Source organism: Proteiniphilum saccharofermentans (genome assembly GCF_900095135.1).
In the GTDB taxonomy this organism is placed as follows: domain Bacteria; phylum Bacteroidota; class Bacteroidia; order Bacteroidales; family Dysgonomonadaceae; genus Proteiniphilum; species Proteiniphilum saccharofermentans.
This window is the reverse complement of sequence record NZ_LT605205.1, coordinates 532,103-546,526: the sequence shown is the minus strand read 5'-3', so window position 1 is coordinate 546,526 and position 14,424 is coordinate 532,103. Positions and strand designations below refer to the sequence as shown.

Below are 14,424 nucleotides of genomic sequence, written 5' to 3'. Positions count from 1 at the left end.
AGTCATAGACCAAAATAATACTCAAAAGCAAACGACTTCGGAGATTGCTTCCCCCCTTGTGGGGAAAGCCATTTTTTGCTGCAAAACTCGTTTCTTGCAGCAGAAAATACAGCTTGCTATTTGTCCGGTTGCAAATAATAAATATAGTGAAGCTAGCACAATTATTAATATAAAAATGAAATAAATAGCTGGCTAAACGGCTAAACAGTTAGCCAGCTAATCAACTAAACTGACGTACAAACAGACAAATAGGAATATATCCGGATGGACGTATAAACAACCAGACAGTCAAAAAGATAAACCAATAATCGGGATAACCTAAACTGCCAATTGATTATCGTTATTCTCCTTTGCTTCGAGCTTATCAGCAAATAAGGCCATATCCTGGCTTACTTTCTCGTCTATGATTCTTGCATAAATTTGAGTTGTTTTGATATTCGTATGACCTAACATCTTGGAAACGCTCTCTATGGAAACTCCTTTGGTAAGAGTAAGAGTAGCAAAGGTATGCCTTGCAAGGTGAAATGTCAAATCTTTGGTAATACCACATATAGAGCCAATTTCTTTAAGATACCCATTCATCTTTTGGTTACTCAGGACTGGCAGCACTTTATCATCGGGTAAAGTATCTTCGTACTTGTCAAGAATATTTTTGGGTATATCCAACAGGGGTATATTAAAATTTACGCCGGTTTTCTCACGTTTACCCATAATCCACAATCTATCATCAAATGATGTGCTTATATTGGATTTACGCAAGTTCTTTACGTCTATATATGCAAGCCCCGTAAAGCAACTGAAAATGAAAATATCCCTTACCTTTTCAAGACGTTCTGTAGAGAACTTCTTTTCCATGATGGTGTAAATCTCATGTTGCGTCAAATAACCACGGTCTACTTTCTTAGTGCGGATTTTGTAATTGGCAAATGGATTTGTTGTTATCCAGCCGTTGTTTTTAGCGATTATAACCATCCGTTTGAGAAATTGAATAAATTTGGCTGTCGTATTTGGATTACATTTACACGTAGACAACAGATAAACCTCAAAATCAATAATAAACTGATGGTTGATTTCCTTAAAAGAAATATCGCTAAGGTTATACTCCTCTTTGATGAAGTTTGTAAGATGCTTTCTGGTTACTTCGCATTTTTGGTAGGTTGCTTTTGACTTACTGATCCCTATCAGTTTTTTAACGTCTTCGTTATGACGTTTAAATTGTGCAAGCAGGTTGTGATCTTTGATTGTGCTTCCAAGAAAATGATTTTTCACCTTTTCGGCAGTAACATCCACATCACTTAAAAGAATTTCATTATAAACATTGAACAGAGATGTTCTAATCTTGTCAATAAGGGTATTGACCTCTACGGCCTCATCCGTCCGTCCAATTGCCCGTCCTGCCTTCACATTCCAGATTGCAGGGTTAATGTCTTTTTTAATTCCGAAGCGTGTTTCCTTTTTGTTGATTGTAATTCGACAAAAAATAGGCACATTCCCATTGGCTTTTTGCTTGTCTCTTTTCAGGAAAAAGAGCACTCTAAATGTACTTCTCATAACTCAAACTTTTAACATGTAAAACTAATTTAACTTGCTTAATTTGAGTATTATGACAGCACGCCAATAACAGACAGCACAACGCCAATTTCAGACAAATCATACCCCTTTTTGAGAACATACACTAAGGGGTACGATTTGGAGCGCAAAATATGTCCTTTTATGTCTTTTTCCTGACTTTCAGACCCGACAAAACGAAATAAAAAAACCTACAAGTCATTGAACTTGTAGGCCTTGTCTGATTTTTGTCGCCTTTTGGCTTTGTATTTCAGCGGAAGCGGGGGGATTCGAACCCCCGGTACAGTTACCCGTACGGCAGTTTAGCAAACTGCTGGTTTCAGCCACTCACCCACACTTCCTTGTGGATTTCCGCGAAATCGGATGCAAATATACATGTTTGTTTTTAACTTGTCAAAGAAAAGACAACATTTTCGTGGAACAACATTCAAATAATCGAATGAAATCGACCTTTTCAAATGAATCTTTCATTAAAGTTCGTCATTTTCAATTTCTATTGTACTATGGCATAACCAAACAAGTTTGGCTATGCTCATTTAGTTTACCGAAAATGTGCTATTTTTGTACCGACTCTTATCTATCTCTCCATAAAAATGGAACGAGCAACACTCCCGGGCAATTGTCCATCCGTGTTCTCGCGAAACATGATATAAAATGGAACAAATAAAAAAGAAAAAAAGGAATAAAACCGTGCTGCTGATCATCGGTATTCTGCTGTTGGCAGTCGTTGCAGCAGGAATTTTCCTGTATAATACGATCTTTCAACCTTTTTCCCTTCCGGAAACAGCATATATCCATATCGACCGGGAAAAGAACTATGAAGAAGTAGTCCGACAATTAAAAGAAGAGGCGGGACTCCCCTCAGAAAAGATATTCCGGCTGCTGGCCGACCGGATGAATTATCCCCACATGGTAAAAACCGGGAGATATGCCATTGAAGACGGCATGACAATGCCCGATGTGATACGCCGGCTGCGATCAGGCATTCAGGCGCCGGTAAACCTTACGTTCAACAACATGCGGACCAGAGAGAATCTGGCAGGACGTATCTCGCAGCAGTTGATGATCGACAGCCTTTCGCTGCTGAATGCTCTCAACGACGCTGCCAATGCCGAAAAATTCGGATTTGACGAACATATGTTCATCACAATGTTCATCCCGAACACCTACGAAGTATATTGGGATACAAGCATCGACAACCTGTTGAGGCGTATGAAAAAGGAATATGATCTCTTCTGGAACGAAGGGCGAAAAGAAAAAGCCGGAAAAATCGGGCTTACGCCGGTGCAAGTCTCTACCCTGGCATCCATTGTGGAGGAAGAAGCCACTTATGCCGACGAATATCCCATCGTAGCAGGACTATACCTGAACCGGTTAAACAGGGGTATGCGATTGGAAGCCGATCCGACGATAAAGTTCGCAGTGGGAGATTTTTCGTTGCGCCGCATTCTATATAGGCATCTTGAAGTGGAATCGCCCTATAACACTTATAAAAACGGCGGACTGCCGCCGGGGCCGATCCGGATCCCTTCCATCCAGGCGATAGAAGCCACATTGTCGCCTCAGCAACACAGATATCTGTTTATGTGTGCCAAAGACGATCTCTCCGGCCGACACAACTTCGCAACCACCCATGCCGAACATGCACGCAATGCTGCGGCATACCAGAGAGCGCTGAATGCACGGGGAATCTATTAAATTATCTTCAGTAAGATAAACGGTTTTCCGCGATAAGGTTTTGAATGTACGGAAAGTCTGCTAAACACAAACCGGCTTTTGTCATTTTTTACTTTTCAACCGTTGCTTCACAGACTCCTTATCCTGATGGATTTGCACTACCAATTCTTCTTTGGTCTCGAATTTCCGGTCGGTACGGATAAAATCGATAAATTCCACACTCATTGACTGATTATACAAATTACCGTCGAAGTCAAAAAGATTGACCTCTACGCTGATCTCGTTATCTGAATGCAATGTAGGGCGTCTTCCGATATACAGCATTCCGGGATAGATAAGATCACGCAAATGTACCATCACGGCATAGACGCCCAACTCAGGTACCACCTTATAACGTTCCCAAACCCGCATATTGGCCGTAGGGTAACCGATAGTACGCCCTACCTGATAACCCTCCACAATTTTACCCGACAACCTGTAATTATACGACAACAGTTCGTTAGCCTCTTTGATCTTCCCTACTTTCAACAACCGGCGTATCTGCGACGAACTCACATCATCATCCCCAAATTGAAGTTCGGTAGCAAGAATCACGTTTATGCCCAGATCCTTTCCATATTGATTGTATTCGGGATAACTATCCTCCCTGTTGTGCCCGAAACGATGATCGTATCCGACAAGCAGCGTATCCACATGAAGTTGCTCTTTCAGTACCTTTTGCATGAACTCCTTTGCGGAGAGTTGCGAAAGCTCAACGGTAAACGGAAGACTAATGCAATAATCGACACCTGTGGTAGCCAACTGTTCAATTTTCTCATCAAACCCGCATAAGAGCGCCGGCTGATAATCTTTTTGCAGCACTTTACGGGGATGTACCGGAAAGGTGACCACAGCCGAGGGCAATCCGCGCCTCTCCGCCTCCCTCTTTACCTGATCGATCAGATGCCTGTGTCCTATATGTACACCATCAAAAAAACCTACAGTCGCCACGAATGAAAGATCGGTAATCTCTTTCTCTATAGCTAAATCAATAAATTTCAAAATCGAGTAAATTATTTATTAAACCGCGAATATAAAACGAATTTAGCGAAGCTTTGTTTAAAAAGAAGGATTCTTTTCTTAATCCTTTGTTTAATCTTAGTATAAGAGGTTAATTTCGGAATGGAAAGAAAGTCAATTTTTTTATCTAAATTTGTGATTAATAATATTTCTATTTATTCGATTTTGCCATGTTAAAAGAAGAGCGTCATAGAATTATTATGAAAGAGATTAACCTTCATAATAAAGTATTGTCTGTCGATTTGAGCACGTTACTTAACGTTTCAGAAGATACTATCAGAAGAGATTTAAAAGAATTGTCCGATGAAAATAGGGTTATTAAGGTTCATGGAGGTGCTATAAGCAAATCTTTTGTGAGACCCTTTATAGCCGATAATAACATCTATGCACATGAGGAAAAGAAAAAAATTGCATCAAAAGCCCTTGCATTGATACAAAACAATATGACATTGCTTCTTGAGGGAGGTACAACTATTTTGGAATTAGCCAATCAAATTCCCCAAAAACTAAATCTTACCGTTTTTACTGTCAGCCCTCAGATTGCGATTACTTTGTCTGATCACGAAAACATCAATGTTTATACTATAGGCGGTAAATTAAATAAAAATGCCAATATACACATTGGGGCAAGCGTTGTAAACGCAATTTCAGAAATTCAGTGCGACATTTGTTTTATGGGAGTTAATGCCATCTCCTTAGAAAATGGATTTACAGATATTGATTGGGAGACTGTGCAAGTAAATAAGGCAATGATAAAAGCGGCAGACAAAACCGCTTTATTGGCAATTTCTGAAAAATTGAATATCTCTAAGAGATACAAAGTTGCCGATTTATGTGATATTTCATATCTCATTACAGAATTGAATCCAAGAGATAAAGAACTTGCCCGGTATCGAAAACAGATCGAAATAATTTAATATTGCACCTTTACAACCACACCTATAAACCTCCATCAGTCCGATAATTATCATTACATTTCTCTTTTCCGGCAGGTACCAGTATTCAAAAGTATACCGGGTCTGTCAAATTTAGAAATGGCCAACTGATTATCAAATACCTATCGAAAAACCAAACAAAATCTTAAATGATATAGGAGATATGAGTGCCTAACCCTGAATAATATTCTAAATTTATATTTAAAAATATAAATTTGAATTTAGACCTAATTTAATAAGTTTTAATCATTTTAACGGTAAACCTTTATTTGGAGCAGCATAATACTTTTTTCACTTTCCTTACACTTATTCGCTTAAAGTTATATTTTGTTAATATGTTTATTTTTTATTGTTTTTTTGAATTTTTATTCTCCAATGATGCATATATTTGCGTGATTTATTTTTTCAAAAACGCTAATAAACGCATACCGATGTGGCGATGAATCCTATTTCTACTTGTGAATCTGGTAAATTGCAAAGAATAAAAATCTAAACTGAAATGCCTATGAAAATTTAAGGAACAAAGAATTAAGTATTTAAAAAATAAACGTAGGAAGACATGGTCCAAAAAGTAGACATTGTCTAAAACAGCAAACAGTAAGTATGAGTGAAAAAAATTGCTCAAAACCAATTATCTACTGCCGATGGTTATTTTGATCAGATTTATAGCCGTTACCGACGCAATTTCTTTTAGAAAAAATTGTAAAGTCAAAGAATATTATCACCTGCTAAGCAGGAAGGTCTAGAGTTACACTAAAAATAATTTAAAATGTATGAACAAATTAGATCTGTCAGGTAATAGAGTAACAGATAAAGTATGTTTCAAACAGTTCATTAGTTTGACTATTACTTTATTGTTTATACCTGCATTTTGCGTAAAAGCCAACTTGAACTTTAACGACAAGTCATTTATAAATGATTTAGACAATGACGGATATGGGATATATGAAGAGCCTTTATTCTTTCAGCAACAAAAAAGAGAGATAACAGGCACTATAACCGATGTTGATGGAAATCCGGTCATTGGAGCAAATGTAATAGAAAAAAGCGAAATAAGTAACGGTACGGTAACCGATATAAATGGGAACTTTAAACTGAATGTTGCCGAAAATGCCGTTATTCATATCTCCTATATAGGATACCTGGAGCAAGATATAAATACGACAGGGAAAGATGTTTTCAATGTTACTCTACAAGAAGACACAAAGGCCCTGGACGAAGTGGTGGTAGTAGGGTATGGAACCCAGAAGAAGCTCACACTTACAGGCTCGGTTGTTTCTACCACAGGAACCAGCATTCAAAAAAGCGCATCGGTCGATATCTCATCATCACTTGCAGGACGCATGCCGGGCGTAATTGTCAACAACCGGAGCGGCGAACCGGGTGTGGAAGCAACCACCATATTTATCCGTGGCCGCAGTACATTAGGAGATAACTCTCCGTTGATCATTATTGACGGGGTACCCGGTCGTGAATCACTCAGCTTCTTGAATCCGAATGATATAGAATCCATTACGATATTGAAAGACGCTTCAGCCGCCATTTACGGATCGCGCTCTGCAAACGGCGTTATTCTGGTGACCACGAAACGAGGGCAAAGAGAAAAAAAACCTGAAATCACTTTTTCCTACGATCTTGGGATCCAACAGCCTACCCGTCTGTTGGATATGGTAGATGCTCCTACATTCGCCCAGTTATATAATGAGCGCAACGAAAAATTAGGTGTAACCCCAAGATACACGGAAGAAGAAATCCGAAAATTCGCCGATGGATCGGATCCGGTACTCTATCCTAATACTGACTGGTTTGCCGAAATTATTAAACCGGCATCTTTCCAACACAAATATAATCTTTCTTTTGCCGGTGGAACCAATACAGTGGCTTATTTTGCATCTATAGGCGCAGTTACCCAGGATGGCATTTACCGTGAAAGCGCCACTAAATACGACCAGTTGAATTTACGATCGAATATCGATGTGAACGTTACCTCGAATTTTAAAATCGGGGTAGATGTTTCAGCCCGGATACAAAACAAACACTATTCGGCATATCCCAGTGATGAATACGGTATTTTTTATAGAACCCGCGACAGATACCCAACCTTGGCTTCATATTATCCCAATGGATTACTTGCCGGTTCGGGCAATCCGATAGCGTTGGTGAGTGATCGCACCGGATATGATAAAACCCGTTTACAACGCCTGAATACTACTCTTTCGGCAGACTGGGATTTAGGTAAATTTGTGCAAGGTCTGTCGGTAAAAGGACATGTCGCTTATGATAATACCAGCTCTTTCCGGAAAAAATGGCAAACACCCTACACATATTATGTATTTAATGAAACAACTGGAGAGTATGATCAATACAAATCACAAGATGTGGTTACTCCCCAGTTATTGGAACGGTACGTACCGGCATGGGCATTGACGTTGAATGCCACTATGAATTACGACCGCACCTTCAACGATATGCATCATGTAGGAGCAGTAATAGGGTTTGAACAAAGCGAGTCCCGGAACGATGTTTTGCAAGCTGAACGGAAGCAATACTCTCAGGATGCCTTGGATGAATTATTTGCCGGGGACCTGGATAAGACCTACTATGACAATACCGGCTCGGCATCTGAAACGGCACGAAGAGGTTTTTTCGGGCGACTTTCCTATGATTTTAAAGATAAATATCTGACCCAATTTATTCTACGATACGACGGTTCAGAAAACTTTCCGAAAGATAAACGCTGGGGCCTTTTCCCGGGCCTGTCCGTAGGATGGAGGCTATCTGAAGAAGGATTTATAAAAGATAACCTGTCGTTCATCGATAACCTGAAGATCCGCGCTTCTTATGGCGAACAAGGAAATGACAAGATTGATCAGTTTCAGTATATGACAACCTATCAATACGGACGTTCGCAGGTATTTGACGGCAAACAGGTAAACGGTATTTACCCGGGCGTTTTCCCGAATGTGAATGTAACCTGGGAGGTGGCGAAAACCTACAATATCGGATTGGACGGAACCCTGTGGAAAGGAAAGCTCGGCTTTGAAGTAGAAGCATTTAAAACCCGACGCTCCAATATCTTATGCGCCAGAAATGCTTCCGTTCCGGTTTATACGGGATTGACGTCTCTTCCGGACGAAAATATAGGAATAGTGGACAATAAAGGCTTTGAGTTCCAACTTTCACATGCTGGAAGATCAGGAGATTTCATATATAATCTGTCGGGCAATTTCCTTTTTGCCAGAAATAAAGTTGTTTATATGGATGAAACTCCATATGGAGAAGGGTATGATTATCTGAAACTGGAAGGGCATCCTATGGGAGCGATGTTGCTTTATGAAGTGATCGGAATCAATAAGACGGAAGAAGATCTGGAAAAATATCCTCAAATTGCCGCCAGTGCTACATTAGGGGATTTTATTTTCAAACAGAATGATCCCACTCCTTCCGATCCGAATAAAATTACCAGCAAAGATATGAAACGGATGGATCTGACCACGGTACCGGAAATCGTATTTGGCTTATCATTCGACGCCCGCTATAAAATGTTCGATTGTACACTTCTTTTCCAGGGACAGGGACGGGCAAAATACTATATATCGCCGCGCATCGATCCTGCCGAAGGGAATATCATGCAGGATATTGCCGACGGGCGTTGGTCAAGTAGTAATCCGACAGCGGATAATCCGGGCGTGGGAGGCACCATTAACAATGCCGGTGTATATCCTTCTACCTATTGGCATCGCGACGCTTCATTCTTACGGTTGAAAAATATCGAACTTGGGGTGAATTTACCCGGAAAATCGCTGGGAGGAAGTATAACCGGAGTGAATAACCTACGCATTTATATTGGCGGTTATAACTTACTGACCTTTGATAAATTAAAAATCGTCGATCCGGAGACCAGCGATAGTAACGCGCAAAATTACCCACAAGTAAGAATTTTTAATGCAGGGGTTAAATTAACTTTTTAAAAATGAATGATATGAAGAAGATAATATATTACTTGGTATTAATAACCATCATAGTTTTTTCATCTTGCAATGATGATTTTCTTGACCGGAAACCGCTTGATAAATTATCGGAAGAAGCGGTATTCACGAATGAATCCCTGATGGAGCAATATGTCAATGCACTTTATAATGTGATTCCACACCCCTTTACGGAAGGGACAATGGCGGCCATTACCGATGAGGCTTTTTTCCGCTTCGGGGGTACTTCCACCAATTATATTGTACGGGGTGAATTGTCACCGGATAATGTCATTTTTATGAGGGACGGAGGCCCGGCACATAATACGCGTATGACTTTCCTTAATCTGTGGCCCAGAGTGTTTTCCTACGTCCGCGATATGAACCTTTTCCTTTCACGGGTAGACGATGCCCCCATCGGCGAGGAGGTAAAAAAACAGCTCAAAGGTGAGGTATACTTTCTCCGGGCATGGACCTATTCCAATCTTCTGGCAAGGTACGGCGGCGTCCCGATTATTGAAAATGTTTTTCAGCTTGGCGATCAGTATGATCTGGTAAGGGACAATTATGATGACTGCGTCGACTTTGTGATTTCAGATTTAAACGAGGCGATCAATTTGCTTGACGATAAGCCAAAGGTACAGGGCAGAGTAGGTGCAGACATATGTATAGCATTGAAAGCGCGTACCTATCTGTATGCTGCCAGTCCTCTGTTCAACGATCCTACAGACCCCACCGGGAATGTGTTTAAAGGAACCTACAACAAAGAGAAATGGAAACTGGCACGCGACGCTGCAAAAGAACTGATCGACCGCGCCAATACAGGGGCTTATGAACTTGCCGCCACCTATGATGATTATTGGACAAATACCGGTTCAAAAGAAGTCATCTGGGCAAAATATTTCCTGCCTACTTCCGGTAACCTAGCACAACTCTTTTATGCCCCTTCCAGAAATATTGGCGGATGGGTCAGTTGTACACCGGTTGAAAACTTAATATGCGACTATGAAATGGCTGCAACCGGGAAAAAACCGTTTGAAGAGGGTTCGGGATACAACCCGGAAGATCCCTGGGGTGGACGCGATCCGCGGTTCTATAAATCGATCCTGCCACCGGAAACCGAATATATGGGGTATGTGCTGAATATGTGTGAACCAGCTCCGGAGAATACAGTCCTCAAAACCAATGACCCTTATCAGGCGGAAGCCAATCAATGTACCGGATACTGGTTACGTAAATGGTTGATTGATGATGAGCCGGTAAGCGAATCGGTTAATGCTACGTTAATGTACCCGTGGTTCCGGTTGGCGGAAATATACCTGATCTATGCCGAAGCAAGCCTGGAATACAATAGTGATGTGGCTACTTGTGCGGAATATATTAACAAAATACGCGACCGGGCAGATGTCATGATGCCTCATGTATCTTCGTCCCTGTCAGTCGAAGAAATGAGAGAAAAACTGATCCAGGAACGCCGTATCGAATATGCTTTCGAAGATCAGCGTTATTTTGACCTGCGCCGCTGGAAATTAGCTGAAAAGTATGAAAACATCATGACATATGCGATAAAAGGCATCCGCCATGATAATGGAACTGCCGACCTCCAAGACGATCGAATCGAATGGAAGATCGCTAAAAAAGGGACTGACGGAGAACCTGACTATAGCGAATGTCTTGAAAAGTTCACGGTCCGTAAATTTTTACCTCAGCATTACTTAATGCCTATTCCCCGTAATGAATATACAAAAAGTGAAGGAGTAATCGTACAAAATCCATTTTACGATTAGGTTTGAAGTATTTAGAATGAGAAGTGTCATTCCTCTCCGTCAATTGGCGGAGAGGAACCTGCAAGAATTTATTTTTATTATATATCAGTGGGTGCATTGATTCTTTACTTTATTTAGAATCCGAAAAATCGGTTTGTGTCAATGACATAACGATTTACTTTTGAGACATTCTTTTATAAATGATTAAGAATAGATTTACAATGAAACATTTAATATTATATATACTTCCGGTAATTGTATATGTTTTGACGTTTGCGGGTTGTTCTTCGTCCCCTGATCAATTAAGATGCAATATCGGCATTGCGGATATCACACCCGAAGAATCCGTTGTTCTGGCAGGATTTGCTGCGCGCAAAGGACTTTCAACCGGTATTCACAGGCCCTTGAAAACGCATTGTATCGTGATTGAAAACGACTCGGTAAGGGTGTGCATTATCTCCAACGATATGATGGAGATATCCATAAACATGGCCGGCGAATTACGTGAGGAGATAGCTACGCAAACAGGTATCCCATACGATCACATATTTATCCATTCCACCCATACCCATTCCGCTCCGCGTGCAGGCGGAAGCAGCGCGGAAAAAGGAGGAACGAATTACGCTTTTGTAAAAAAGTTACGTGAAACCGTTGTAAGGAATGCGGTGCAGACGGCAAATAACAAAAAAGCTTTTATCCCGTTCACCATTGAAACAGGTAAAGGAGAGTGTGAGATCAATTGCAACCGCAGGGAAAAAGACGGACCCTGCGATCATGACGTGTACCTGTCCCATTTTCTCGATAAGGAGAAAAAGCCCATTGTTTCGCTGCTTAATTTTGCCTGTCATCCGGTCAGCCTGAATCACCGCAGTTTGGTGGTATCTACCGATTTTCCGGGAATAACCGTTGAAGAGTTATCCAAAGAATGGGGAAACGATGTATTCTATTTTTCGGGAGCTGCCGGCAATGTCGATCCGTGCGGAGCACTAAGGACCGACACATCCTATACGCAGGCAAGAGGCATGGAACTGGCGGATGCCGTACGGAATATCCGTACCGAAAAAATAAAAAAGAGTAATATTCTTCGCGTTAGCAGCATGGAGGTGAAATTGCCATTCCGTGTTTCCAAAATTACCCCGGAGATAGTCAACGATCATGCCGACGAAATAAAGCAGTGGAATGCATTCGGTACCTGGAAAAATGATGTGGAAAGATGGCGTTCCGCAACTTTGGAAAAAATCGCAAAAGACGAAGTGAAAAATTGGCTGCCTTTTGAAATAGCAAGCGTAAATATCGGAGGGCTGGTCTTATTCTTCTCACAAGGAGAGCCGTTCAATGAATACCAGACATTGCTTCGTGAAAATAATCCGGGTATCACTCTGTTTTTTATCGCGTATACAAACGGCCAGAATTCTTATCTGCCCAGTAAATATGCCTTTGGGCGTGATGCCTACGAATATGAGAAAGAGCAAATGCATATATACATCGGGGCGCCTTATCCGCTTTCCGCCGAAATGCCGGTAGTCTATGAAATGGCCATGAAACAGGTCGTAAATGATGTAGCCAGTAATCAATGAAATATAATGTATCGTATGAAAAAAATAATTTCTTGTGTAGTTGTAATCATTGTATGTTGTAACGTTTTTGCAACTGACAATGTCCGATACGGGATCATTCCCAAACCGAAGTCATTAAAAGAATTAGCCGGTGAATTTAAAATCAACAAACATACGGCAATTATCATTCCTGAGGGAGACACTCTGGTAGAAGAAATAGCGGTGGACTTTGCCGACCGGATAAAAACCTGTACCGGAATAGATATAAAAGTGCGTACCTTCCCCTCTTCCGGGACAACACCTAACAGCATTATTTTCAAAAAGGATGAAGGAATGGGCCATGAAGAATATACCCTGCATATTACCCCGCAAAATATAGTCATAACGGCTACTACACCCAACGGGATGTATTATGGAATCCAAACGATATACCAGTTGTTGCCTGCCGAGATTTACGGTGAAACAAAAGCAGGTGGTTTGAAATGGGAGATTCCCTGTTGTGAGATACAGGATGCCCCAACGTTTCCGTATCGCGGTCTTATGCTTGATGCCGGACGTTATTTTATGCCCAAAGAACTGGTCATGAAATTTATTGACGTCATGTCCATGCACAAGCAGAATTTCTTTCATTGGCACCTTACGGAAGACCAGGGTTGGCGGATCGAAATAAAAAAATATCCACGGCTAACCGAAATAGGAGCTTTTAGAAAAGAAAGCCCGATAGGGGAAACAAAAGAAGGGGATGGCATTCCCCACGGTGGTTTTTATACCCAGGAAGATGTGAAGGAAGTGGTGGAATACGCCCGTAAAAGATATGTCACTGTTGTTCCTGAGATTGAACTGCCGGGACATGCCACAGCGGCTATTGCCGCCTATCCCGAATTATCCTGCTTTCCCGACAGAGAATATGAAGTGGCGACGACCTGGGGTATCAAAGAAGATGTCTTCTGTCCTTCGGCAACCACCTTCCGGTTCCTCGAAAACGTCTTTACTGAACTGTTCGACCTTTTTCCGTCCCCTTATTACCATATTGGAGGTGACGAATGTCCACGCGCCCGGTGGAAGGAAAGTCCTTATTGCCAGGATTTGATGAAAGTATTGGGATTGGAAAACGAAGACCAGTTGCAGATATTTTTTGTCCAACGTATGGCAAAGTTCCTGAAGGAGAAAGGCAATAAAACCGTGATCGGGTGGGACGAAATTCTTGATGGGGGAGCTGTCCCGGGAACAATTGTCATGTCGTACCGCGGACACAATCCTGCCGTTCGTGCCGCCAAACAAGGCTTGAACACTATTGTGACTGCCAACCGTTGGAATTATCTTGATTATTACCAGGAAGACCCGGATACGGAAGAATTGTCCATGTTTTTGTTTTTGCCGTTGGAGAAAGTGTACAATTATTTCCCGATACCGGATACCGTTCCGCAACAATATCACCCATATTTCATCGGACAACAGGGAAGTGTGTGGACGGAATACATACAAACACCACGCAGGGCGGAATATATGGCTTTCCCAAGGGCTGTGGCCATGTCTGAAGTAGCCTGGTGCGCAAAAGAAGACAAGGATTGGGATTCTTTTTGCAAACGCATGGTCAAAGGGTTTGCACGACTCGATCATAAAGATATCCATTACAGTAAAGCATTCTATAATGTGATTTTCCATTTCGACCGTAAGGCGGATTTTCCTAAGAAAATCCGGTTGAGCATTGACTATCCCGGTGCAGAAGTCTATTATACCATAGATGGTAACCGGCCGACCATCCGTTCACTGGTTTACTCCGACTCCATAACAGTAAACCAGGGTGACATAATCCGTGCCCAGGGATTTCTGAAAAACGGCCGTAAAGTAGGTAAAATGATTGAAAAGAAGTTTTGAAAAACAAATGGTTTAT

At 41.4% G+C, this 14,424-nt stretch carries 8 protein-coding genes and 1 tRNA gene; 6 read left to right on the top strand and 3 right to left on the bottom strand.

Features of this window, described 5'->3' with window-relative positions; all coding sequences use genetic code 11:
* Positions 1 to 318: 318 nt before the first annotated feature.
* Together PSM36_RS02055 and PSM36_RS02050 are read right to left on the bottom strand one after the other, a co-directional pair.
* The gene (locus PSM36_RS02055) at positions 319 to 1,551 is read right to left on the bottom strand and encodes a site-specific integrase (protein WP_076928568.1); all 1,233 of its coding nucleotides are present in this window, start codon (positions 1,549 to 1,551) and stop codon (positions 319 to 321) included.
* 272 nt (positions 1,552 to 1,823) lie between these two features.
* Positions 1,824 to 1,910 (bottom strand) — tRNA-Ser (locus tag PSM36_RS02050).
* Between the two features lie 313 nt (positions 1,911 to 2,223).
* Between PSM36_RS02050 and mltG the strand changes: the two genes are divergently transcribed.
* Entirely contained in the window at positions 2,224 to 3,267 is a 1,044-nt protein-coding gene (mltG, locus tag PSM36_RS02045) for an endolytic transglycosylase MltG (RefSeq protein WP_076928567.1), read from the top strand.
* Between the two features lie 81 nt (positions 3,268 to 3,348).
* Here the strand turns inward: mltG and ribF are convergent, their stop codons facing one another.
* Positions 3,349 to 4,287, bottom strand: coding sequence for a riboflavin biosynthesis protein RibF (ribF, locus tag PSM36_RS02040; RefSeq protein WP_076928566.1), 939 nt, complete (start codon positions 4,285 to 4,287; stop codon positions 3,349 to 3,351).
* Positions 4,288 to 4,505: 218 nt separating this feature from the next.
* On the opposite strand from ribF, the gene PSM36_RS02035 reads away from it, so the two are divergent.
* From PSM36_RS02035 to PSM36_RS02015, 5 genes are all read left to right on the top strand, one after another.
* Entirely contained in the window at positions 4,506 to 5,222 is a 717-nt protein-coding gene (locus tag PSM36_RS02035; protein WP_232001499.1) for a DeoR/GlpR family DNA-binding transcription regulator, read from the top strand.
* 791 nt (positions 5,223 to 6,013) lie between these two features.
* Positions 6,014 to 9,211 (top strand): SusC/RagA family TonB-linked outer membrane protein, encoded by a 3,198-nt coding sequence (locus PSM36_RS02030; RefSeq protein ID WP_083710890.1) that lies wholly within the window; start codon positions 6,014 to 6,016, stop codon positions 9,209 to 9,211.
* Positions 9,212 to 9,222: 11 nt separating this feature from the next.
* Positions 9,223 to 10,995, top strand: coding sequence for a RagB/SusD family nutrient uptake outer membrane protein (locus tag PSM36_RS02025; protein ID WP_076931988.1), 1,773 nt, complete (start codon positions 9,223 to 9,225; stop codon positions 10,993 to 10,995).
* A gap of 200 nt (positions 10,996 to 11,195) precedes the next feature.
* Complete coding sequence (locus PSM36_RS02020; RefSeq protein ID WP_076928564.1) at positions 11,196 to 12,551, top strand: neutral/alkaline non-lysosomal ceramidase N-terminal domain-containing protein; 1,356 nt, start codon at positions 11,196 to 11,198, stop codon at positions 12,549 to 12,551.
* A gap of 15 nt (positions 12,552 to 12,566) precedes the next feature.
* Positions 12,567 to 14,408 (top strand): beta-N-acetylhexosaminidase, encoded by a 1,842-nt coding sequence (locus tag PSM36_RS02015; RefSeq protein ID WP_161947540.1) that lies wholly within the window; start codon positions 12,567 to 12,569, stop codon positions 14,406 to 14,408.
* Positions 14,409 to 14,424: the final 16 nt, after the last annotated feature.